The sequence below is a fragment of the Mycobacterium sp. P4_H6 genome (genome assembly GCF_056400845.1).
On sequence record NZ_JBFUKN010000103.1, the window covers coordinates 1 to 21,638 of the forward strand.

The following is a 21,638-nucleotide window of genomic DNA, read 5'->3' on the forward strand; positions in this document are numbered from 1 at the left end:
GTGGCCTTGTCCACCACCAGTGCATCCGGATCCCACGACGACCACAGCTCCAGCGCGGTCCGCACGAACTCGTCGGCCCGCTCATAACGGAACTCGTGGTCCAGGTGGTCGTCCTGGCCGAAGTTCTGTGCCTCGCTGGCCGTCAATGAGGTGACGATATTCCAGGCGACCCGTCCGCGGGTGATGTGGTCCAGGCTGGCGAAGATGCGGGCCAGCTCGTAGGGGTGAAAGTAGGTCGCGGACTTGGTGATCGCCACGCCCAGCTTCGAGGTGACCGCGCCGATGCTGGCGGCCACGATCGACGGGTCCAGCGTCGCGGTGGCCTGGGTGCCGCGGCGCAGCGGCTCGGTGATGTCGGCGCCGTACTGGGCCGGGGCGGCCAGCAGGTCGGCGAAGAACACGAAATCGAACTTGCCGCGCTCCAGGATGCGGCCGATGCGGTGGTAGTACTCCGGGGTGGTGAAGTCGGTATCGCTGCCGGGGTGCCGCCACGCGGCGTGGCTGTGGGTGACCTGGGAGGCGATCTGGAAACCGCCGAGGTGCAGTTGCTTGGTCATGGATGGTCTCTCCTTGTGATTTCGGCGTGATTCCCTGCGCCTACCGCAGCGAATCACGCCGAAATCGCCGATTGTGGCGATCAGAAGTAGGCGTTGGCCGGGATCGGGGTGCCGTGCAGCAGGTTCTGCCCAATGACGCGTGCCTTGAGGCCCACCGGGTTGTGCAGCGTGATGGTGCGGATGTTGCGCCAGTGCCGGTCCAGGTTGCGCTGCCGGCTGGACGCGCTCGCGCCGCCCAGCTCCAGCRGGCGGGTGGCGGCGATCGGCGCGATATCGTCCAGATGCACCTTGACCTTGGCCACCTTCAGCTGCGCCGCGGCGGCCAGCGCCGCGTCCGGCACACCGTCGACCTCGGACTCGGTGGCCGCGCCGATGGCCTCGGCGGCGTCCAATACCGCGGTGCGCGCGATGTAGGCCACCGAGGCCAGTTCGCCGAGCTGGCGCTGCAGCAGCGGGTCGTCGGCGGGGCGTTCGGCCAGCGCATGGCTGAAGCTGCGCTCCCGGGAACGCAGCAGGTCGACCCCGTCATCGACGACATTGGCCAGGATGCCCGCCACCACGGCATGGATGAAGAGCTGTAGCGACGCGTACTGGACCGTCGGGACCGGCTCGGCGTCATAGGGGCTGTCGCTGAGCACCTCGTCCTCGGAGACCCTGACACCGGTGAAGGTGGTGGTCCCGGTACCGGTGCGGCGCTGCCCGAACCCGTCCCAGTCGTCGATGATCTTGACGCCGGGCCGGTCTGCGGGCACCACCACGACGGCCACGGAGTCGTGATCGGTGGTCGCGGTGGTGGTCAGGTAGTCCGAGAACAGCGTGCCGGTGCTGTAGAACTTCTCGCCGTCGAGCCGGAAACCACCGGCCGGGTTGGGGAGCAGCCGGGTGTTGAAGACCAGGCTGCCGACGGCCTGCGTGCCCTTCTCGCTGAACGCGTTTCCGAAGATCTTGCCCTCGGACACCAGGTCGAGCCATCTGCGCGACTGCGAGCGCAGCCGCTCCTCGACGAACCAGAAGTGGGCGCGGAAGATGTGCGCGACAATGGGATCTGCCTGCGCGACATCGACCACCGCGGAAAACAGCTGCGGCACAGTGAGTCCTGCGCCGCCGAGCTCGACAGGAAGGCGCAGTGTGCCGAAGCCTGCGCGCTTGAGGGCGGCGACCTGATCAAAAGGGTTCTCGTCGTTGAGGTCTCGGTCTCGGGATCCGGAGCCGATACTGCTCAGCAGATCCTTCCACTCGGGTGTCCCGGGCAGGATGCGCTGGTTGTGTGCGACGGTTGTCATGTCGACCATTTGTACTGGTGGCACCCACCGGGCCGCACTGCTTGCGATCACCGCGATCCTGAGAGTCACCCGGTGGATGCTCAGGGTGTGGCCGTTCGGGGCGCGGGGCAGAATGGTGGGTGATGACGATGTCCGCCAAGCGCCGCAAGGCCCACGACAAGCTGGCCGCCCTGCCCGGCGTGCGCCCCATCCGCCGGCCGGTGACCCGTGCCGGGGACACGGTGTCCGACCCGCATCACGCGGCGTTCGACCTCTACTACGTGCGTGTCGGCCGCAAGACGGCCCACCCGGTGGTGGTCATCCCCGGCGGCCCGGGGCTCGCGTCGGTGGCGCCGTACCGGGCGTTCCGGCGGCACGCGGCCGCCGCGGGCTTCGACGTGATCATGATCGAGCACCGCGGGGTGGGGCTGTCCCGCCACGACGACGCCGGCGTGGACCTGCCGCCGGAGGCGATCACCGTCAAGCAGGTGGTCGACGATGTCGCCGCGGTGCTCGACGATGCCGGGGTCGAGACCGCGCACATCTACGGCAGCTCCTACGGCTCCTACATCGCGGCGGGCGTCGGTGTGCGGCATCCGGGCCGGGTCGCCGGGATGGTGCTGGACGGCCCGGTGCTGTCGGCCGGCGATATCGACGAGATGCGCACGGCGATCCGCGGGCTGCTCTGGGACGGCACCGACAGCCCGGAGGACACGGACGATCCGGCCCCCGATCTGGCACTCAAGGTCCGCACGCTCGCCGATGAGGGGATGAAGCTCGACGGATCAGCTCAGGTCGCCAGCATGGTGTACGAGTACGGGGGCGTCGGTCTGCTCAACCGCCAGCTCGACCTGCTGCTGCACGGGCGCACGCTGCTGTGGGCCGGACTGAGCAGGGCATTACGGATCACCSAGCGCAAGACGCCGTATCGGCACGAGGACGATCTGGTCGGGCGTATCGCCTTCCGCGAACTCAACTTTGCCGGAGAGCCCGACGGGCTACCGCTGGATCCGTCGGTGGTGATGCGGGAAATCCACGAACCGGCCCAGGAATTCGAGCGTGAGCCGTTCGACCTCGTCGCGGCGATGCCCGAATTCGACTGGCCCACCGCGGTGTTGTCGGGTGGCCGGGACCTCACCACGCCGCCCGCGGTGGCGCGTCAGGTGGCTGATCTCATCCCCGGCGCCACGCTGGTGACCCTGCCCACCGCCGGCCACAGCGTGCTGGACACCCGGGAGCGGGCGGCGCTGGAGGTCATCGGTGCGCTGCGGATCGGGGCGGTGCACACCCTGGCCGACCGCGGCGTGGAACTGGACAATCTGCCCGTCAACCCGCTCGTGCGGACCGCGATCACCGTGATCTCGGCGGCCGCCGCCCTGGAATCGACACTGCCGGCGGCGGTGCCGCGGATCGTGTCGCGGATCAGGGTTTCATGAATCCGATCGCCGAGAAGTTGACGTCCCCGATACCGCTGGGGCCGTAGTTCGCCAGGGTGCTGCGGACCGCGACGTTGCCCGGGGCCTGGAACAGCGGCAGGCTGTGGCCTTCGGTCCAGATCAGCTTGTCGAGCTCATTGGCCAAAGTGCGTGCCTTGGCCGGGTCCAGCTCGGAGAGCGTCTCTTCGATCTTGGCGTCGATCTCGGGGCTGCCGATCTTGCCGTAGTTGCTCTCGCCCTGCGCCGCGTAGATCTGGGTGAGGCTGGCCAGCGGGAACGCATCACCGCCCCAGGCGAACTGGGCGATGTCGAAGTTCCCGATGGTGACGTAGTCGGGGAACAGCGCACCGCCGGGCGCGGGCACCAACTCGAGGTTGATGCCGATCTGGGCGAGCTGGTTCTGCGCGATCTGGGCGACCGCGCGGGTACTCGCACCGTCGTAGAACACATTGCGGATCTTGAGCTGCTTGCCGTCCTTCTCGCGGAACTGGCCGTTCTGCGACCAGCCGAGCGCGTCGAGTTCGCTCTTGGCCGCCTCCGGGTCGAAGGGCACGCTGTTGTCCTGGTAGCCCTCCTGACCGGCCAGGTAGATGTGGTTGTTCAGCGATGTCGGGTTGTCGGCCAGCCCGCGCTGGGTGACCGCGGCGATGGCCTGGCGGTCGAGGCCCTTCATGACCGCGGTGCGCAGGCCGGGATCGGACAGGATCGCGCCCTGATTCCCGTTGATGGTCAGGTGGTACCAGTTCGGCGCCGGCGCCCGCCGGATCGTGACACCGGCGGTGCGCTTGGCGTTCTCCAGATCGTCCAGCGAGGCCAGCCCGGCCGCATCCAGGGCGTTGTTCTGCAGCGCCGGGATCACTGCGGCGTCATCGAGCACGGTGTAGGTGATGGAATCCAGCAGCGGCGGTGTTCCCCACCATTTCGGGTTGCGGGTCAAGATGATTCGCTGCGCACCCCGGTCGACGGTACTGATGGTGAACGGTCCCGCCGACACCGACGGCCCGTTGAGGAAGCCCTTGTTGAACGCCTCCGGGTCCGAGGTCACCGCCTTGGGCGCGAGCATTGCGTTGCCTGCGAACATTCCGCGCCAGTCGGCGAAGTGCCTGTCGAAGGTGATGACGGCCTGTCGCTCATCGACCCCCTTGGTCACCGAAGCCACCCGCTCGCTGCCGTTGGGCGAGGCGAACAGGAATCTCTTGTCCTTGCCGCTGGTGGCGTTGATCTGGGCGGCCATGTCCTCCCAGGTGATCGGTGAGCCGTCCGACCAGACCGCCTTGGGGTTGATCGTGTAGGTGACGATCTGCGGTTCGGTGCTGGTGAGTTCGACGCTGGTGAAGTAGTCGCTGTTGACCGTCATCTCGCCGTTGGGCTTGATGACGAAGGCGCGGGGCAGCGTCGCCCGCAGCATCCTGCCGAGCTCGCCGAGGTTGCCGTCGACGTGCAGGTAGTTGAAGTTGGGCGGGAAGCCGGTCAGCGCCAGCCGCAGATTGCCGCCCTGCTGCAGGGTGGTCGGGTCCTGCGGGTTGATGTCCGCGGTCGCGCCGATCTCGGCATTACCTCCGGCCGACGGCACCGAGGTGTCGGGGGCCGAACAACCGGTCAGGGCAAGCGTCACCGCTGCGCCCACCGCGAGCAGACGTGAAATCGCACTCATGCGTCCAGACTCTAACCGGGATCGGGCTGGTGGCGGGGGACCGCCGACAGCAGGCGACGGGTGTACTCGTGTTGCGGAGCGCCGAACACCTGCTCGCTGTCACCCTGTTCGACGACGCGGCCCTTGTGCATCACCGCCACCCGGTGGGCCAGGTGCCGCACCACCGACAGATCGTGGGAGACGAACAGGTACGCCAGCCCGAAACGCTCCTGCAGGTCCAGCAGCAGGTTGATGATGCCGGCCTGGATCGACACGTCCAGCGCCGACACCGGCTCGTCCAGCGCCAGGATCTTGGGTTGCAGCGCCAATGCCCGGGCGATGCCGATCCGTTGCTTCTGCCCGCCGGAGAATTCCGCCGGGTAGCGTCCGGCGTCCTCGCGGCGCAATCCGACCAGGCCGAGTAGTTCGGCCACCCGCTCTTCGGCTCTTGCACGATCGAAACCGTTGGCGCRCAATGGTTCCGCCAGTACATCGAGTACCGGCAGGCGCGGGTCCAGTGAGGCGACCGGGTCCTGGAAGACCACCTGCAGATCGCCGCGCAGTAGCCGCCGGCCCGGCCGGTCCAGTTTCGCCACATCGGTGCCGAGGACCTCGATGGTGCCGGACTGCGGGGCGGTCAGCTCTAGAACCTGATGCAGTGTCGTGGACTTGCCGGACCCTGACTCGCCCACGATGCCCAGGGTGCGGCCCTGATGCAGGTCGAAGCTGACACCGTCGACTGCGCGCACCTCGCCCACCCGGCGGCGGAACACCACACCCTTGGTCAGGGCGTAGGTCTTGGCCAGATCGCGCACCCGCAGCACGATCTCACCGCTGTCTTCGGCCGGATCCGCCTGCGGTGTGAGCGGCACCCCGTAGATATCGGCCGCGCTGCGCCCGCGGACCTGTTGGTGTCTGATGCAGGCGACCTGGTGGGCCGGGCCCACCGTGACGAGTTCGGGTTCGGCGGTGTGGCAGGCGTCGATCGCCAGGGGGCAGCGGGGGGTGAACGGGCAGCCCGGCGGCAGTGCCGCCAGGGACGGGGGCGCACCCGGGATGGGCACCAGGCGTTCACCGCGGGGTGCGTCCAAGCGGGGCACCGACCCGAGCAGCCCTGCGGTGTAGGGCATCCGGCGGTTGCGGTACAACTCGGCGACCGGTGCGGTCTCGACCGCCCGGCCGGCGTACATCACCAATGCGCGGTCGGCGAATTCGGCGACGACCCCGAGATCGTGGGTGATGATCAGCACGCCGGCACCGGTGACATCGCGTGCGGTGCGCAGTACGTCGAGGATCTGGGCCTGCACGGTCACATCGAGCGCCGTCGTGGGTTCGTCACAGATCAGCAGATCGGGGTCGTTGGCGATGGCAATCGCGATGACCACGCGTTGCCGCTCGCCACCGGACAATTCGTGCGGGAACGCCCGGGCACGTTGGTCGGGCTGGGCGATGCCGACGAGTTCGAGCAGTTCGACCGCGCGGGTCCGGGCCTGGCGGGCGCCGATATCGCGCCGGTGGATCCGGATGGCCTCGGCGATCTGATCGCCGACGGTGTACACCGGGGTCAGCGCCGACATCGGATCCTGGAAGACGGTGCCGATCCGGGCGCCGCGGATGCGCGACATCTGCGCGTCGGGCAGCCCGATGAGCTCGTCGCCCTGCAGCCGAACCGAACCGGACACCTCGGCGAACTCGGGGAGCAGACCGATGACCGCCATTGCGCTGGCCGACTTGCCCGCCCCGGACTCGCCGACCAGCGCGACCACCTCACCGGAATTCACGTGGTAGTTCAGCCCACGGACGGCGGCCACGGTTTCGGTGTCGGTAGGGAACTCGACCCGCAGGTCGCGCACTTCGAGCAGTGTCATGAGCGTCGCCGCCGCGGTCGGGCTGCCGGGTCGAGCGCGTCGCGCAGACCGTCACCGATCAGGTTGGCGCACAGCACGATCAGCACCAACACACCGGCGGGGAACAGGAACACCCAGGGGAATGTCGTCACCGACCGGGTGCCGTCGGCGATCAGGGTGCCCAGTGAGACATCGGGTGGCTGCACGCCGAACCCCAAAAAGCTCAGCCCGGTCTCGGCCAGGATCGCGATACCGACGTTCAAGGCGGTGTCGATGATCAGGATGGAAGCCACGTTGGGCAGGATGTGGCGGACGATGATCCGCCGGTTCGGAACGCCCATGTACCGTGCCGCGGAGACGAACTCGCGTTCCCGCAGGCTCATCGTCATGCCGCGCACGATGCGGGAACTGATCATCCAGCTGAACGCCGACAGCAGCACGATCAGCCACAGCACGCTGCCGCCGGACTCGCGGATGCGTGGCGTCACGATCGCGATGAGCAGGAAGCTGGGAACGACCAGCAGCAGATCGACGATCCACATCAGGGCGCGGTCGCGCCAGCCCCCGAAGTACCCGGCGATCGCACCGACGGTGGCGGCGATCAGGGTCGAGATCAATGCCACGGCCACGCCGATCAGCAACGACTTCTGCATGCCGCGCAGCGTCTGCGCCAGCAGGTCCTGACCGATCGAGTTGGTGCCGAACCAATGCACCGTCGTCGGGGGCTGCTGCAGCGCGTAGTAGTCCAGATCGGTGTGCGAATAGGGCAGCAGCGGGGGCAGCGCCCAGCAACCGATGAACAGCAGGGCGAGCACCGCCAGGGAGATGACGGCGGGGCGGTTGCGCAGGAACCGGCGCAGCACCAGGGTGCGCCGGGACACGAATCGGTACTCGGTATCGGTCATCCCACACGCACCCGTGGATCGAGGGCGGCGTAGACGACATCGGAGAGCAGGCCGGCGAGCAGGATCGTGACGCCGGTGAAGACGGTGATGGCGACCACGATATTTGTGTCCTGGGTGGTGATGCCCTGAATGACCCACTCGCCCATGCCGTGCCAGCCGAAAATCTTCTCGACGAACACCGCACCGGTGAACAGCCCGCCGACGCTGTAGGCGAACAGGGTGGCCATCGGGATGAGCGCGGTGCGCAGGCCGTGTTTGAACAGCGCCTGGCGGCGGGTGAGTCCCTTGGCCCGCGCCGTGCGGATGAAGTCCTGCCCCAACACATCCAGCATGGCGTTGCGCTGGTAGCGGCTGAACCCGGCGATGGAGGCCAGCGCCAGCGTGAACGTCGGCAGCACCAGATGCTGTATCCGGTCCACGAACTGGTTCCACCACCCGCCCACCGCATCGGGGGACGTCTCCCCGGTGTATTCGAACAATTGCAGCCCGAGTATCGAATTCACCTTCAGCGCACCGAGAATCAGCAGGTTGGCGATCACAAACGTGGGGGCGCTGATGATCAGCAGCGAGGCCACGGTGATGGCGCGATCGGAGAAACGGTACTGCCGGATGGCGCCCCAGGCGCCGACCACGACCCCGATGATCGTGCCGATGACCGACCCGATCAGCACCAGTCGCAGGCTCACCCCGATGCGGCGCCACAGTTCGTCGGTGACCGGCTGTCCGGTGACGGTGGTGCCGAAGTCGCCGCGGACGGCTCCGGACACCCAGTCCGCGTAACGCACCGGGATCGGCTTGTCGAGGTTGAGCTCGGCGGCCTTGGCGTCGATGACCGCCTGCGGCGGGCGTGGGTTGCGCTCCAGCAGGCTGTCCAGTGGGGAGAACGTCAGCGATGTCAGCGTGAACGCGAGGATCGAGGCCAGCGCCAGCAGGATGACGTAGTTGAGCAGCCGGCGCGCCAGGAACCGGGTCATCCGGTGGATCCGCTGCTGGGCTGCATGCGGAACAGGGTAGGAGATGGACGCGCCGCTGGTGCGCCGATGCCGGCGAACGGCGCGTTTTCGTAACGGACCGGGCGGGTAGCCGACTGTCATGACATCGAACAAACTGAAGCTGCTGTGTGCCGGCGCCGGCGTCGGTGCGATGCTGACCATGACGGGTGTTTCCGTGGTTCAGGGCGCCACGTTCAGCGCCGATCCGGCCCCGCCGGGCCCCGGTCCGGGTGTCACCGCGCCGGAGACCACCGAGCCGCTCGCACCCGGCGACAACATCGATGTGACCACCGCACCGCGGGAAGCCGACGAATCGGGGACCTGATCACTCACCGCGGGAAGGCCGGGCCGGATCACATCCGCCCGGCCTTTTCGCTGTGTAAACCGAAGGTGAATTCACGCGGCCTGGGTTTCATGCCCGGGGGTAGGGGTAACCCACCTGGCATGACATCGAACAAACTGAAGCTGCTGTTTGCAGGCGCGGGCGTCGGTGCAGTACTGGCCATGACCGGCATTTCCGTCGTCCAGACCACTACGTTCAGCGCCGATCCGGCGCTACCCGAGCCGACGGTGCCGGGCATCGTGACCGAGGTGACGGAGGCGCCCACCGAGGGGCCCACCCTGGAGGCCGAGACCCCGACCTACACCACGACCACCACCGTGGCACCGGCACCCTGACCGCTATCTGCTCTGTGACCGCTGTGGTCCGGGTTGTCGGTCGCCGCGTAGATCGCCCCGCCGCCGACAATGCCGATAACCGCCGCCACCACCACCGCCAGCACCGTCTGACGTGGATTCCACTCGCCTGCCATACGGCCCACCCTGACCGACACGGCTGGGCGCAGGCTGTGCGGGACATCGGAGGGCGATGAGCGGAACTCTCACAGCTTGCGCATAGGAACGGCACAGGGTCCGCCCACCGCAGTGCCAATAATGGAGATATGACGTCCCACGAGGCACCGGCACGCGCGGTGATGCACCGCGCCGACGGCAGGCCGATCCAGGTTCTCGTCGTCGATGACGAGCCGGTGCTGGCCGAGCTGGTCTCGATGGCACTGCGCTACGAGGGTTGGGACATCGCGACGGCCGGTGACGGGGCGGGCGCCATCGAACTGGCGCGCGACAACCCGCCGGACGTGGTGGTCCTCGACGTGATGCTGCCGGACATGAGTGGGCTCGACGTGCTGCGCAGACTGCGCGAGATGCAACCCGGTCTGCCGTTGCTGCTGCTGACGGCGAAGGACTCGCTCGAGGACCGGATCGCCGGACTCACCGCGGGCGGCGACGACTACGTGACCAAACCGTTCAGCATCGAAGAGGTCGTGCTTCGACTGCGGGCGCTGCTGCGCCGCACCGGGGTGGCCAACGATGCCGGCGACGCCCAGATCGTCGTCGGGGACCTGGTGCTCGACGAGGACAGTCACGAGGTGACCCGGGCGGGTGAGCCGATTTCCCTGACCGCAACGGAATTCGAGCTGCTGCGGTTCATGATGCGCAACGCCAAACGGGTGCTGAGCAAGGCGCAGATCCTCGACCGGGTGTGGAGCTATGACTTCGGTGGCCGGTCCAATATCGTCGAACTCTATGTGTCGTATCTGCGCAAGAAGATCGACAGCGGTCGCGAACCGATGATCCACACGCTGCGCGGCGCCGGATACGTCCTGCGTCCGCCGCGCTGATCCGATGAGCAGCCGCCTGCTCGCACCGCGCACGTGGTCGCTGCGGATGCGGCTGCTGGTCACCCAGGTGATTCTGCTGGCGTTGGTCTGCGTGGCCATCGGCGTCGCCACCGAGTTCGCGTTGCAGCGATTCCTGATGCGACAGCTCGACACCCAACTCGTCGAAGCGGCTCGCCGCTCGGCCGGAATCATGGAACTGCCACCACCGTTCCACCTGCCGCCCCCGCCGCCGGGCAGTCCCGCGCCGCAGATCCGGTTCCGGTTCGATCCCGAGCAGGGTCCGGGACCAGGGTTTCTCAACGCACCGGGGCAGGCGATCAATACCGTCGGGGCGGTCATCGGGCCCGGGGGCCGTGGCGGCGGGCAGGAGCGCAGCGACCAGGGAATCCAGATCGACGGCGGTGTGATCACCTCCGAAGGTGCCACCGCCGATATCAGCGCGGCAGCATCCGCGCAGTTGGCCCAGGTGGCGCCCGACCGCACCCCGGTCACCATCGACCTCGACGGGCTGGGCTCGTACCGGGTGATAGCGGGACAGTTGCGCCACGGCGGACACCGCGTCGTCGTCGGGCTTCCGACCACCGTCGTCGACGAAACCCTGTGGTGGGTGCTGCTGATGTTCTGCGTGGTCTCGGCGGTCGCGCTGGCCGCCGCCACCGCCGTCGGGATCTGGATCATCCGACGCCAATTGGAGCCGCTGTCAAAGGTTTCCGCAGCGGCACGCGATGTCGCCGACCTGGAGCTCGACAAGGGTGAGGTGCGGTTGCCGACCCCGATCGTGCTCGTCGATCCGGAGGGCGCGCACACCGAGATCGGTCAGCTGGGCTCGGCGCTGAACCGGATGCTGGACCGCATCGCCGGGGCGCTGTCCGCGCGCCATGCCAGCGAGACCCGGGTCCGGCAGTTCGTCTCCGATGCCAGCCATGAGCTGCGCACCCCGCTGGCGGCCATCCGCGGCTACACCGAATTGGCACAACGTAAACGAGATGAACTTCCCGAGGATGTCGCGCACGCGATGAGCCGGGTCGAATCCGAGACCCAGCGCCTCACCACCTTGGTCGAGGACATGCTGCTGCTGGCCCGCCTGGATGAGGGGCGCCCGCTGGAACGGGCCCCGGTGGATCTGGTCCGGGTGGTGGCCGACGCGGTCAGCGACGCCCATGCCGCGGGGCCCGAGCACGAGTGGACCCTGGAACTGCCCGATGACCCGGTGCAGGTCACCGGCGACCAGGCCCGTCTGCATCAGGTGCTGACCAATCTGCTGACCAACGCCCGGGTGCACACCCCGGCAGGCACCACCGTCACCACCTCGGTCTCGATGCGCGGCGATGGCGCCGCTGTGCTGGCGGTCACCGATGACGGCCCCGGCATCCCGGAAACGTTGCAGCCGGAGGTCTTCGAGCGGTTCGCCCGCGGCGATTCCTCGCGCTCCCGGCGCGGCGGCAGCACCGGACTGGGACTGGCGATCGTCGCGGCAGTGGTGAAAGCGCACCGCGGCACGATCGATCTGCACAGTGTGCCCGGCGATACCCGGTTCGTGATCACCCTGCCCGCCGACGGTCACAGCTGACGCACAGCCAGGACACATACCGGGCGTAGCGGCGCACACCAGAATCGTTGGATGACTGCCGTACTGACGCGTGCCCCCGTCACGACCGCACCGCCGCGGCGGCCCGGCGGCGAACGTCTCGCGTTCGGGTCCCTGCTGGTCGCGACGGCGGCGCTGTACCTGYGGAACCTGTCGGCCAGCGGCTGGGCCAACAGTTTCTACTCCGCGGCGGTGCAGGCGGGAGGCCAGAGCTGGACGGCGTGGCTGTTCGGATCCAGCGATGCGGCCAATGCCATCACCGTCGACAAGACCCCGGCAGCACTATGGGTGATGGGTCTGTCGGCGCGGATGTTCGGATTCAGTTCGTGGAGCGTGCTCCTACCGCAGGCCCTGATGGGTGTGGTCTCCGTCGCGCTGCTGTACGCGGCCGTGCGGCGGGTCAGCGGGCCCGGCGCGGCCCTGCTCGCCGGTGCTGTGCTGGCATCGACACCGGTGGCGGCGTTGATGTTCCGGTTCAACAACCCCGACGCACTGCTGGTGCTGTTGCTGGTGGCCGCGGCGTACTGCGTACAACGCGCCTGCGCGCCCGACGCCGGACGGTGGTGGATGGTTGCCGTCGGCGTTCTGGCCGGATTCGGGTTTCTGGCCAAGATGCTGCAGGCCTTCCTGGTCCTGCCCGCATTCGCCGCCGCCTATCTGATCTGTGCGGCCGCCCCGCCGCGGACCCGGATACTACGACTCGGCGCAGGCATTGCGGCGCTGGTGGTTTCGGGTGGCTGGTACCTGCTCCTGGTCGAGTTGTGGCCGGCCGGTCGCCGTCCCTATATCGGGGGATCGCAGCACAACAGCATCGTCGAACTGGCGCTCGGATACAACGGTGTCGGCCGGCTGACCGGGGCCGAGACCGGCGGGCTGGGGAACCTGAACTTCGACGTCGGCTGGGGGCGGTTGCTGGGCAGCGGGATGGGAGCCGATATCGGGTGGCTGCTGCCTGCCGCACTGATCTGCACCGGCGCAGGTTTCGTCCTGACGCGGCGGGCGCCGCGTACCGACGCGGCCCGGGCGGCGCTGATCATCTGGGCCGGCTGGCTGGTGCTGACGGCCGCGGTGTTCAGCTACGCCAATGGCATCGTGCACTCGTACTACACCGTCGCCCTGGCGCCCGCGATCGCCGCATGCCTGGGCATCGGATCGGAATTGTTGTGGCGCAACCGGAACAAGCCGCCCTGCGCGACCGCACTGGCCGGCACGGTGCTGGTGACGATCACCCTGGCGGTGGTGCTGCTGGCGCGCAGGCCGGACTGGATGCCGTGGCTGCGGCCGGCGATCGCGGTGATCGGCGTGACCGCGGCGGTGCTGATCCTGGTGAGCGGCCGGTTGCCGAAACCGGTGGACCGAATTGCCACGGTGCTGGCGGCCGTGGCGATACTGGCCGGGCCCGTCGGCTACTCGGTGGCCACCGCGGCGGCCCCGCATCAGGGTGCAATCCCGATGGTGGGACCGGCGCGGGGCGGTGGGGGCTTCGGTCCCGGCTTCCTTGATGCGCCGGAACCGACACCGGAGCTCACTGCGCTGCTGACCGATGACGCCGCGCGCTATACCTGGCCGGCAGCGGTGGTGGGCTCCAACAACGCTGCGGGCTATCAGCTGGCCGCCGATGTCCCGGTGATGGCGGTCGGCGGGTTCAACGGCACCGACCCCGCACCCACCCTGGATGAGTTCCGCGGGCTGGTGGCCGCGGGGAGCATCCACTACTTCATCGAATCGCGCATCATGGCCAGTTCGCGCACCGACCACGGCGGCAGCGAGGCCGCGGTGGACATCGCGGACTGGGTCGTGCAGACCTTCGTCCCGAGGACCGTCGGCGGCACCGTCGTCTACGACCTCACCGGCGCCGGAGCCGACTCATAGCCGGCACACAGCTTGCGCCAACGGACGGCACACCGTGGGCACCGAGCATGGACACCATGACCGAGATCCTCTCCGCGGCACGCCCCAACGTCGCACTGACCGTCCCCGGTGTGCCGGTCGTCGACATCGTGGTGCCGGTATTCAACGAACAGGCCGCCCTGGAGAACTCGGTGCGCAGGCTGCACCGGCATCTGCAGGACAATTTCACCTTCGCGGTGCGCATCACCATCGCCGACAACGCCAGCACCGATGACACCCCCCGCATCGCCGCCGCGCTCGCCGGTGACCTCGAGGGCGTGCGCATGGTGCGACTGGAGGAGAAGGGCCGCGGCCGCGCACTGCACAAGGTGTGGAGCGAATCGGACGCGCCGGTGCTGGCCTACATGGATGTCGACCTGTCCACCGATCTGGCCGCGCTGGCGCCGCTGGTGGCTCCGCTGCTGTCCGGTCATTCCGACCTGGCGATCGGCACCCGGCTCAACCGCAGCTCACGTGTTGTCCGCGGCGCCAAACGGGAGTTCATCTCCCGCTGCTACAACCTGATCCTCAAATCGACACTGTCCGCCGGCTTCTCCGACGCGCAGTGCGGTTTCAAGGCGATCCGCGCAGATGTCGCCCGCGAACTGCTGCCCTATGTCGCCGACACCGGCTGGTTCTTCGACACCGAACTGCTGGTGCTGGCCGAACGCAGCGGCCTACGGATCCACGAGGTGCCGGTGGACTGGGTCGACGACCCGGACAGCCGGGTGGACATCGTCGCCACCGCCAAGGCCGACCTGCGCGGAATCGGACGGCTGCTGCGGGGCTTCACCGACGGCTCGATCCCGGTCAACACCATTGCCGCCCAACTGGGTTCGCGGCGCGCAGCCGCACCGGGCTCCCTGCTGCGCCAAGTCGTGCGGTTCGGCACCGTGGGTGTGCTGTCCACCGCGGCATACCTGGTGTTGTTCCTGTTGCTGCACGGAGTCGTCGGAGCCCAGCTGGCCAATCTGCTGGCGCTGCTGCTGACCGCGATCGGCAACACCGCGGCCAACCGGCGATTCACCTTCGGCGTGCGCGGCGCCGGTGCGGTCGCGCGGCATCATGTCGAAGGTCTCATCGTGTTCGCCATCGCGCTGGCCATCACCAGTGGTTCGCTGGCCGGATTGCACGCCGTGACCGATCGCCCCGACCAACTGCTGGAGACATCCGTACTGGTGATCGCCAACCTGGTGGCCACCGTCGCGCGCTTCGTCCTGCTGCGCGGCTGGGTCTTTCACCCCCGCCGCCGCTGACTCCCACCACCGAAGGATTGACATGACCACGACTGCAGAAGTTCAGACGAYGGCCGCACAGGCCCCCGTGCCCGACATCCGCCCACGCTGGGAACGTCCGGGGTTGCTGGCGCTGCTCGCCGGCACCGCCGCGCTCTACCTGTGGGCGCTGGGCTCCAACGGATGGGCCAACAGCTACTACGCCGCCGCTGCGCAGGCGGGCACCCAGGACTGGAAGGCCTGGCTGTTCGGGTCCTTCGACGCGGGCAACGCCATCACGGTGGACAAGCCGCCCGCCGCGCTATGGGCAATGGCCTTGTCCGGCAGAGTGTTCGGCTTCAACGAGTTCACCATGCTGCTGCCGCAGGCCCTGATGGGCGTGGCGGCCGTCGCGGTCTTGTACTTCACCGTGCGGCGCAGCAGTGGACCCGCGGCGGGGCTGATCGCCGGTGCCGCGCTCGCGCTGACACCGGTTGCGGCGCTGATGTTCCGGTACAACAATCCGGACGCGCTGCTGGTGCTGCTGCTCGTGGTCGCGGCGTACTGCATGGTGCGGGCAACCCAGCAGGGCAGCATGCGGTGGGTGGCGCTGTCGGGGAGCGCGGTCGGTTTCGCGTTCCTGACCAAGATGCTGCAGGCGTTTCTGGTGGTGCCCGCGCTGAGTCTGGTGTTCCTGGTTGCCGCACCGATGGCATTCTGGAAGCGCATCGGCGCGTTACTGGTCGGGGCAGTGGTCGCCGTATTTTCAGCGGGGTGGTACATCGCACTGGTGAGCCTGTGGCCGGCGGATGCCCGGCCCTACATCGCCGGCTCGAGCGATAACAGCCTGCTGCAGTTGGCATTCGGCTACAACGGTATCGACCGCATCGTCGGTCAGGGCCAGCCCGGTGGCGGGCCCGGACACGGTGGCCCCGGCCCGGGCGGACCCGGCGGTGGGGGAGCGAACCTGTTCTTCGGTGGCGACCCGGGTATCGGCAGGCTCTTCGGCGCGTCCATGGGGGCCGAGGCGTCCTGGCTGCTGCCGGCGGCACTGGTCGGCCTGGTCGCCGTGCTGTGGCTCACCCGGCGCGCCGCGCGCACCGACATGGTGCGGGCGTCCACGCTGATGTGGGCCGGCTGGCTGCTCGTCACCGGTGCGGTGTTCAGTTTCATGGACGGCATCATCCATCCGTACTACACGGTGGCCCTCGCTCCGGCGACCGCTGCGCTGGTGGGGATTTCGGTGGTCGAGCTGTGGCGTCGCCGTGAGCACCCGGCCGCGCGGGCGGTGCTGGCGCTCACCCTGGCGGGCACCGGAGGGTGGACCTTCGCCCTGCTGGCGCGACTTCCGCAGTGGTGGCCGGTGCTGCGGTGGTCGGTGCTCATCGCGTCCGTGGTCGTCGCGGTGGTGCTGGCGTTCGGGGCGCACCGACTGGGCCGGGCCGCCGGTGCGGCGCTGGTGGCCGCGGCGCTGCTGGCCGGCGGCGCGGGTAGCGCCGCGTGGGCGGTGGCCACCGTCGCAGGCGGCAACAGCGGTGGCCCGATGGCGGTATCCGGTCCGGCTCAGCAACACGATTTCGGGCCCGCCGGTCCGGCTCAGCAACACGATTTCGGGCCCGGCGGTCCGGGCGGGCCCGGCGGGCGCCCCGGCGGGCCGGGGTCCCGCGGCGATGACACGGCACTGGTCGCGCTGGTGACCGGGCTGGACAATCGTTGGGCGGCAGCGACAATCGGCTCCATGATGGCCGGAGATCTGGAACTCAAGAGCGGCGCCTCGATCATGTCGATCGGCGGGTTCGCGGGTGGGGACAATTCGCCGACACTGCAGCAGTTCCAGGACTACGTCGCCGCCGGGGATGTGCGGTACTTCATCGCCGGCGAGCGGTTCGGCCCCGGTGGTCAGCGGGACGGCTCGGGCACCCAGATCACCGAGTGGGTGCAGCAGAACTTCGCCAAGCTCGATATCGGTGGCAGCACGGTGTACGACCTGAGCAGACCGCTGCGCTGAACGCCCACCGCTTCGGCTCAGCCTGATTTTGGCGGGTACTCATCGCCTGCCTTGCGGGCTAGTGTCCGGCGTATGTCTGTCACCGATGAGTACCTGGCCAACAACGAGGCGTATGCGGCGCAGTTCTCCGGGCCGTTGCCGTTGCCGCCGAGCAAGCTTCTCTGCACTTGTCAACGAGAATGGGTTCAGTGGTTCGACCCGAACCGTGCGCGCACCCGATCGACGGACTGTCTATCTGCACCTAGACGCGCACAACCGGCTTGACCGCCAACCGATCCGTGATTTCGTCCCGCTGTTCACCGAGAACGTGCACGTCAATGCCTCGTGCAGCTGGCCGCCAGCGCCTAACCACACGCGATCGAGTCGGCCCCTGTCGAATCGAGGCTGGGGGCGACACCCTCTTCGGACAGGGGCGCTATCCGTCAGACGGGAGGCGCTTCGCCGCTCATCCATCGACCAACAGGCGGGACGCGGCGCGACCCTCGGTTGAAATCGGACCACGGCAGTCGAGCCTGGGTCGCCGCCAGGGAAGCCGCGCGCTGCGGTCCGCCGCCCGTGAGGACCGAATCTCAGGCTGTGATGCGCATTTCGGTGACCTTGTCGTCGGCCAGCCGGAATGTGAAGGTGCTGGGGCCGTTGAAGCCGTTGCCGCCGACTTCGGCGATGACGGTGACTTCGGTATCCTCGGTGGAGTAGAAGTGAATGACCTTTAAGGTCACCTCTTTTCCGATGAACTCGGCATCACTCCAGCTTCGGATGTCCTGGGGTCCGTGGAACTTTCGTCCCCAGTCGTCGACGAGGCCCAGGCGTGGGGCGAACGTGGACAGGAATGCGTCGGTGTCGCCGATGTTGGCAGCGTCGATAAGGGCACGTACTTCCGGGCGCAGGGAGGAGGGCATGGTCGTCTCTCGTTGTGGTCGTTGATTGTCGGACTAGCTCACGCAATGTTGAGTGGCATCGTCGAATCGCCTGATGCCGTCGTGCGTGGTCACGGTGACTGCATGTCCTGGCCGGGTTCGGGGATATCCTCGCCCGAGTCGCCGGCGTGGGCCTGATCAGGGTTGGGGCCTGCACCGTGGTCGGGGTTGGTGCAGATCGTTCCTTCGCACGGCACGTAGGACCCGTCAGCGTTGGGGTTGGGGATGGCGTCAGGACCGACATAGGTGCCCACCGGGCAACCGGGGTCTTCATTCTGTGCGCAGTACTGCGGCGAAAGGTCGTTGCCCGTAGACCCGTCGGCTCCCGGCGATTGCGGCGCTGTCGGGGTCACCGCAATGCCAGGTGTGGGGCTCGGGGGTTGGGCCGGTGCCGTGACAGGGGCCCTGTTGGTCGAGGTGACGACGGTGACGGTGGAGGTTGGTGCCGGTTGCGGTGACGTGCTGCAGGCGGTGGCTAGGGTGCAGATGCCGGCGGCAACCACGATGGCGATGCGGTGTTTCATGAAGTCTCCTGGTCGGCGCTTCGACGCGTGTGTCGGGGTTGTTGGTGTTCGGGGTGCGATCGATAGAGGGTCGTACCGGCCTCTGGCGATTGCTTTCGGGTAGCCGCGACGGTGCGGCGACGATGGCGCCGCCTCGTCGACTGTGCCACCGCGACGGCGACAAGGATGGCCAGCGTCAGGCCGGCGGTCATCAACCGGTCGGTCAGTGGTGCCAGGCCGGCGAGTGCCGCGAGAGCGACCAGGCCGCCGAGGTGGCTGTACGCGATTTCGTGGTAGACGACATGGGTATAGATGAGGCTGCCCAACAGATAGATCGCCGGCCCGCCGACCAGGACGGCGATGATGGGCACAGTCATGTCGGCGGCCGGGTCGGCGAGAAYGAGCGCGTTGGCCACGGCACAGACGATGATGCCGCCGACCAGGACGACGTGGGTGTAGTGGAACTTGGCGCCGAGGCCTCCGGGATCGTCGGATCGGCTGATGACAGCATGGCCGTCGGCGCTGCTGTTACCGAAGTAGATCCACCATGCCGCGATCACCCCGCCGAACGCCACCGCGGCGGCAATGAGGATCGGGGCGCCCCACTGCGGTTGGTCAGAGAACTGTGCCCCGGTGCTCAGGATCGTCTCACCGAACGCGACGATGACGAACAGTCGGCACCGCTCCGCCAGATGCCCGCCGTCGATGGTCCATGCCCGCGTCGACGACCGCCCCAGCAAGGGAAACGCGAAACCGATCATCGGCGCCAGGTACTCCACCAATACCGCTGCACCCCACAGCGATAGCCGAACCCAGTCTTCGGTGAAGGCGCCGCCAAACCACAGCACCGCCGATACCAGCAGCCAGGCCAGCATGCGGGTGAAGTTCGGGAACAATTCGTGATTTCTGCCCACCGTGAGCAGAACGAACACCGTCCGACCGACTTGCAACGAAACGAAGGCCGCAGCGAAGATCGCCGCGCGGTGGTCGAAGGCGTGCGGGATCGCCGCCCCGATCACGAGCACGACACCCATCAGGGCGAACAGCATGGAGCGGATCGCCGGTGTATCGGGATCGAACCAGTTGGTCACCCAGCACGTGTACTGCCAACCGAGCCACACCGCGAACCACAGCACTAGCATGTGCAGCGCGTTGAGCGCCGAGAGATCATGCAGCAGCGCATGACTGAGTTGGATGACGGCGAATACGTAGACCAGATCGAAGAACAACTCGACCACGCTGACCTCGGCGTGCTCGCCGCGATCACGCAGTGAGCCCTTAGCGCGCCGCGCCATCATCACCATTCCCCTCGTGATGGTGATGACCCGCGACCCGGCCCGCGCACCGCTTCATCGGTCGAACTACACGTGCTGGGGTCATTGTCAGCGGGTGGTGTAGCCGCCGTTGGCGAGGATGGTCTGCCCGGTGATCCACCATCCGTCGCTGACCAGGAATCTCACCAGCGGCACAATATCTTTGGGGTCGGTGAGCCCGGTGTCGGTGAACTTCGACAGGTCCGCGGCGTTCTGGTTGTACTCCGCGGACTCGCGGGACTCTTGACCGTAGAAGAACGGTGTCTCCATCGGCCCGGGTGCCACCGCGGTGACCGAGATTCCCCTCGCACCGAATTCCTTGGCCGCCGCACGGGTGAAGTGCTCGACAGGTGCCTTCGAGCCGGCGTAGATCGAGTACAGGCCCGTGTAGGCCGACAGCAACGAGGTCACCAAGGTGACCAGCTTCCCGCGCTCGGACAGATGCTCGCCGGCTTGCTGGATGAAGAACAGCGCAGTCTTGGCGTTGATCGCGAAGATTTTGTCGTAGTCCTCTTCGGTGATCTCGGCGATTGGCTTCTTGATGACCATTCCGGTCGTGTTGATGGCGATGTCGAGCGAACCCATCGCGTTTTTGGCGTCGGTGAACAGCGTCCCAACCGCTGCAGCAGTGGTGAGGTCGGCTTGGAACAGGTGGGCGGTGGCGCCGGCCTCTTGGATCGCGGCGGCGGTTTCCTCGGCAGCGACGCGGGTGGACTCGCTGTTGTAGTGCACCGCAACGGCGCGCGCGCCCTGTGCTGCGAGGTCCCGGGAGATCAGCCCGCCCAGGTTCTTCGCCCCGCCGGCGATGAGGATGTTTTTGCTGGTGATGGTGTTATCGGTCATTGTTGCTCCTCTCTGATTTGCGGTCGGCAGGATATCGTGGGCCAATTGCTGGACACCTTCGAAGAATCAGCGACTTTCGAAAAAGCGCGCAGCAGGGGGCCGGATGCGGGTATGGGACGGACAACGCGAACGCAGCGCACGCGATGTCGTCGCAGCACGCGATCTACAGCTGCAGGGCCTGGACTTCCGCTTCGTTGCCGAAACGGTGAGCGCTCCCACCGATTGGTGCTTCCAAGAGCCCCATCACGTATTCGTCATCCACCGCCGCGGTGATCTCAGCTCCATGGAGATCGAATTCCAGAACGGGCCGTCGGGCCGGACGCTTCCCCGCGTCGGAGACGTATGGGTCATCCCCGCCGAGCACCGCTACGCAGCCCTGGCCCAGGGCGCGGTGGTCGGATTCTGTGAAATCACCGTGCCGGTATCCGTTATCGGCGATCGAGGTCTGACACCACGAGTGGGCTATCAGGACACGCTGCTGCACCGGCTCGTCGAACGCCTCGCCGGCCAGGTCCACCAAGATGGAGCCGCAGCGACGCTGTTTCGCCAGTCACTGGCGCAGACATTGCAAATGCACATCGCTGATCACTACCCCGCCCAGCACAGACCTGTTCATCGTGAGCATGGCGATCGTGGTCTCGATCGACATGACCAGCAGATCGTCATCGACTACCTGCACTCCGAGTTGGACAGTCGCATAGATCTCGACGCACTGGCCGCCACGGTGGGCATGACCGCCGCCAGCTTCCTGCCCGCCTTCTCAACGGCTTTCGGGACAACGCCGCACCAGTACCTGATCGAGCAGCGCATCGAGCGGGCCAAGGTGCTGTTATCGGCGACGGTGGCAAGCGTCACCCATATCAGCGCAATACTCGGCTTCTCCTCGCCGAGCCATTTCGCCACAACGTTCAAACAGCGCGTCGGCGTCACCCCGACCATGTATCGAACACACGGATAAGCGATGGTGCGCGGCGAGTACACCCGGCGGACCAGCCGCGGCGCCACGGATATTCGCAACCCCCCACTTTTTCTGAAGGTTGATCCCCCGCTC

At 67.6% G+C, this 21,638-nt stretch carries 19 protein-coding genes and 2 pseudogenes; 10 read left to right on the forward strand and 11 right to left on the reverse strand.

The window, feature by feature from the left end; genetic code table 11:
- A partial coding sequence (locus AC1DTF_RS28160; protein ID WP_477476450.1) for an LLM class flavin-dependent oxidoreductase occupies window positions 1-557 on the reverse strand: 557 nt, incomplete at its 3' end.
- A gap of 80 nt (window positions 558-637) precedes the next feature.
- Window positions 638-1,909, reverse strand: a complete 1,272-nt coding sequence (locus AC1DTF_RS28165) for an acyl-CoA dehydrogenase family protein (protein ID WP_477476451.1) — start codon at window positions 1,907-1,909, stop codon at window positions 638-640.
- 53 nt (window positions 1,910-1,962) lie between these two features.
- Here AC1DTF_RS28165 and AC1DTF_RS28170 point away from each other — a divergent pair, with 53 nt between their 5' ends.
- On the forward strand, window positions 1,963-3,255 hold the full coding sequence (locus AC1DTF_RS28170) for an alpha/beta fold hydrolase (RefSeq protein WP_477476452.1): 1,293 nt from the start codon (window positions 1,963-1,965) through the stop codon (window positions 3,253-3,255).
- On the opposite strand, the gene AC1DTF_RS28175 is transcribed toward AC1DTF_RS28170, so the two are convergent.
- From AC1DTF_RS28175 to AC1DTF_RS28190, 4 genes are read right to left on the reverse strand one after another with little or no spacing between them, the layout of a single operon-like run.
- Entirely contained in the window at window positions 3,242-4,909 is a 1,668-nt protein-coding gene (locus tag AC1DTF_RS28175; protein ID WP_477476453.1) for an ABC transporter family substrate-binding protein, read from the reverse strand. The two genes, AC1DTF_RS28170 and AC1DTF_RS28175, sit on opposite strands and share 14 nt — an antisense overlap.
- An 11-nt stretch (window positions 4,910-4,920) precedes the next feature.
- On the reverse strand, window positions 4,921-6,756 hold the full coding sequence (locus AC1DTF_RS28180) for a dipeptide ABC transporter ATP-binding protein (RefSeq protein ID WP_477476454.1): 1,836 nt from the start codon (window positions 6,754-6,756) through the stop codon (window positions 4,921-4,923).
- Complete coding sequence (locus tag AC1DTF_RS28185; RefSeq protein ID WP_477476455.1) at window positions 6,753-7,640, reverse strand: ABC transporter permease; 888 nt, start codon at window positions 7,638-7,640, stop codon at window positions 6,753-6,755. Before AC1DTF_RS28185 ends, AC1DTF_RS28180 begins: the two co-directional genes overlap by 4 nt.
- Window positions 7,637-8,614, reverse strand: a complete 978-nt coding sequence (locus AC1DTF_RS28190) for an ABC transporter permease (protein WP_057165888.1) — start codon at window positions 8,612-8,614, stop codon at window positions 7,637-7,639. The genes AC1DTF_RS28185 and AC1DTF_RS28190 overlap by 4 nt, the downstream gene beginning before the upstream one ends.
- Window positions 8,615-8,732: 118 nt before the next feature.
- Between AC1DTF_RS28190 and AC1DTF_RS28195 the strand changes: the two genes are divergently transcribed.
- Both AC1DTF_RS28195 and AC1DTF_RS28200 read left to right on the forward strand, forming a co-directional pair.
- Window positions 8,733-8,957: a hypothetical protein gene (locus tag AC1DTF_RS28195; protein WP_477476456.1), complete on the forward strand. Its 225-nt coding sequence runs from the start codon at window positions 8,733-8,735 to the stop codon at window positions 8,955-8,957.
- Window positions 8,958-9,076: 119 nt separating this feature from the next.
- Window positions 9,077-9,310, forward strand: coding sequence for a hypothetical protein (locus AC1DTF_RS28200; protein WP_057165890.1), 234 nt, complete (start codon window positions 9,077-9,079; stop codon window positions 9,308-9,310).
- Here AC1DTF_RS28200 and AC1DTF_RS28205 read toward each other — a convergent pair.
- A complete protein-coding gene (locus AC1DTF_RS28205) occupies window positions 9,274-9,444 on the reverse strand; it encodes a hypothetical protein (protein WP_477476457.1) in 171 nt (56 codons plus the stop codon). The two genes, AC1DTF_RS28200 and AC1DTF_RS28205, sit on opposite strands and share 37 nt — an antisense overlap.
- A gap of 162 nt (window positions 9,445-9,606) precedes the next feature.
- On the opposite strand from AC1DTF_RS28205, the gene AC1DTF_RS28210 reads away from it, so the two are divergent.
- The 6 genes and pseudogenes from AC1DTF_RS28210 to AC1DTF_RS28235 form a co-directional block, all read left to right on the forward strand.
- Entirely contained in the window at window positions 9,607-10,311 is a 705-nt protein-coding gene (locus tag AC1DTF_RS28210) for a response regulator transcription factor (RefSeq protein ID WP_057166006.1), read from the forward strand.
- A 4-nt stretch (window positions 10,312-10,315) separates the two neighbouring features.
- Window positions 10,316-11,881: a sensor histidine kinase gene (locus tag AC1DTF_RS28215; RefSeq protein WP_477476458.1), complete on the forward strand. Its 1,566-nt coding sequence runs from the start codon at window positions 10,316-10,318 to the stop codon at window positions 11,879-11,881.
- 51 nt (window positions 11,882-11,932) lie between these two features.
- Window positions 11,933-13,771 (forward strand): glycosyltransferase family 39 protein, encoded by a 1,839-nt coding sequence (locus AC1DTF_RS28220; protein ID WP_477476459.1) that lies wholly within the window; start codon window positions 11,933-11,935, stop codon window positions 13,769-13,771.
- Window positions 13,772-13,827: 56 nt separating this feature from the next.
- On the forward strand, window positions 13,828-15,045 hold the full coding sequence (locus AC1DTF_RS28225) for a bifunctional glycosyltransferase family 2/GtrA family protein (RefSeq protein WP_477476460.1): 1,218 nt from the start codon (window positions 13,828-13,830) through the stop codon (window positions 15,043-15,045).
- Between the two features lie 22 nt (window positions 15,046-15,067).
- On the forward strand, window positions 15,068-17,011 hold the full coding sequence (locus tag AC1DTF_RS28230; protein ID WP_477476461.1) for an ArnT family glycosyltransferase: 1,944 nt from the start codon (window positions 15,068-15,070) through the stop codon (window positions 17,009-17,011).
- A gap of 72 nt (window positions 17,012-17,083) precedes the next feature.
- Window positions 17,084-17,167 (forward strand): annotated as a pseudogene (locus AC1DTF_RS28235) (carbonic anhydrase); the annotation flags it as partial.
- Between the two features lie 413 nt (window positions 17,168-17,580).
- Here the strand turns inward: AC1DTF_RS28235 and AC1DTF_RS28240 are convergent.
- The 4 genes and pseudogenes from AC1DTF_RS28240 to AC1DTF_RS28255 form a co-directional block, all read right to left on the reverse strand.
- A complete protein-coding gene (locus AC1DTF_RS28240; protein ID WP_477476462.1) occupies window positions 17,581-17,910 on the reverse strand; it encodes a nuclear transport factor 2 family protein in 330 nt (109 codons plus the stop codon).
- A gap of 89 nt (window positions 17,911-17,999) precedes the next feature.
- Window positions 18,000-18,254, reverse strand: a pseudogene (locus AC1DTF_RS28245) (hypothetical protein); the annotation flags it as partial.
- Between the two features lie 194 nt (window positions 18,255-18,448).
- A complete protein-coding gene (locus AC1DTF_RS28250; protein ID WP_477476463.1) occupies window positions 18,449-19,726 on the reverse strand; it encodes a low temperature requirement protein A in 1,278 nt (425 codons plus the stop codon).
- Window positions 19,727-19,813: 87 nt separating this feature from the next.
- Window positions 19,814-20,587 carry an SDR family oxidoreductase gene (locus tag AC1DTF_RS28255; RefSeq protein WP_477476464.1) on the reverse strand — a complete coding sequence of 258 codons (774 nt, stop codon included), beginning with the start codon at window positions 20,585-20,587 and terminating at the stop codon, window positions 19,814-19,816.
- Between the two features lie 283 nt (window positions 20,588-20,870).
- Between AC1DTF_RS28255 and AC1DTF_RS28260 the strand changes: the two genes are divergently transcribed.
- Entirely contained in the window at window positions 20,871-21,545 is a 675-nt protein-coding gene (locus AC1DTF_RS28260; RefSeq protein WP_477476465.1) for a helix-turn-helix transcriptional regulator, read from the forward strand.
- Window positions 21,546-21,638 lie beyond the last annotated feature (93 nt).

Excerpts from the sequence above, each read along its gene's own strand:
- AC1DTF_RS28225 (WP_477476460.1), top strand. The coding sequence starts at position 13,828 with ATGACCGAGATCCTCTCCGCGGCACGCCCCAACGTCGCACTGACCGTC.
- AC1DTF_RS28255 (WP_477476464.1), bottom strand. The coding sequence starts at position 20,587 with ATGACCGATAACACCATCACCAGCAAAAACATCCTCATCGCCGGCGGG.
- AC1DTF_RS28240 (WP_477476462.1), bottom strand. The coding sequence starts at position 17,910 with ATGCCCTCCTCCCTGCGCCCGGAAGTACGTGCCCTTATCGACGCTGCC.
- AC1DTF_RS28210 (WP_057166006.1), top strand. The coding sequence starts at position 9,607 with ATGCACCGCGCCGACGGCAGGCCGATCCAGGTTCTCGTCGTCGATGAC.
- AC1DTF_RS28260 (WP_477476465.1), top strand. The coding sequence starts at position 20,871 with ATGGAGATCGAATTCCAGAACGGGCCGTCGGGCCGGACGCTTCCCCGC.
- AC1DTF_RS28215 (WP_477476458.1), top strand. The coding sequence starts at position 10,316 with ATGAGCAGCCGCCTGCTCGCACCGCGCACGTGGTCGCTGCGGATGCGG.
- AC1DTF_RS28185 (WP_477476455.1), bottom strand. The coding sequence starts at position 7,640 with ATGACCGATACCGAGTACCGATTCGTGTCCCGGCGCACCCTGGTGCTG.
- AC1DTF_RS28190 (WP_057165888.1), bottom strand. The coding sequence starts at position 8,614 with ATGACCCGGTTCCTGGCGCGCCGGCTGCTCAACTACGTCATCCTGCTG.
- AC1DTF_RS28195 (WP_477476456.1), top strand. The coding sequence starts at position 8,733 with ATGACATCGAACAAACTGAAGCTGCTGTGTGCCGGCGCCGGCGTCGGT.
- AC1DTF_RS28205 (WP_477476457.1), bottom strand. The coding sequence starts at position 9,444 with ATGGCAGGCGAGTGGAATCCACGTCAGACGGTGCTGGCGGTGGTGGTG.
- AC1DTF_RS28200 (WP_057165890.1), top strand. The coding sequence starts at position 9,077 with ATGACATCGAACAAACTGAAGCTGCTGTTTGCAGGCGCGGGCGTCGGT.
- AC1DTF_RS28175 (WP_477476453.1), bottom strand. The coding sequence starts at position 4,909 with ATGAGTGCGATTTCACGTCTGCTCGCGGTGGGCGCAGCGGTGACGCTT.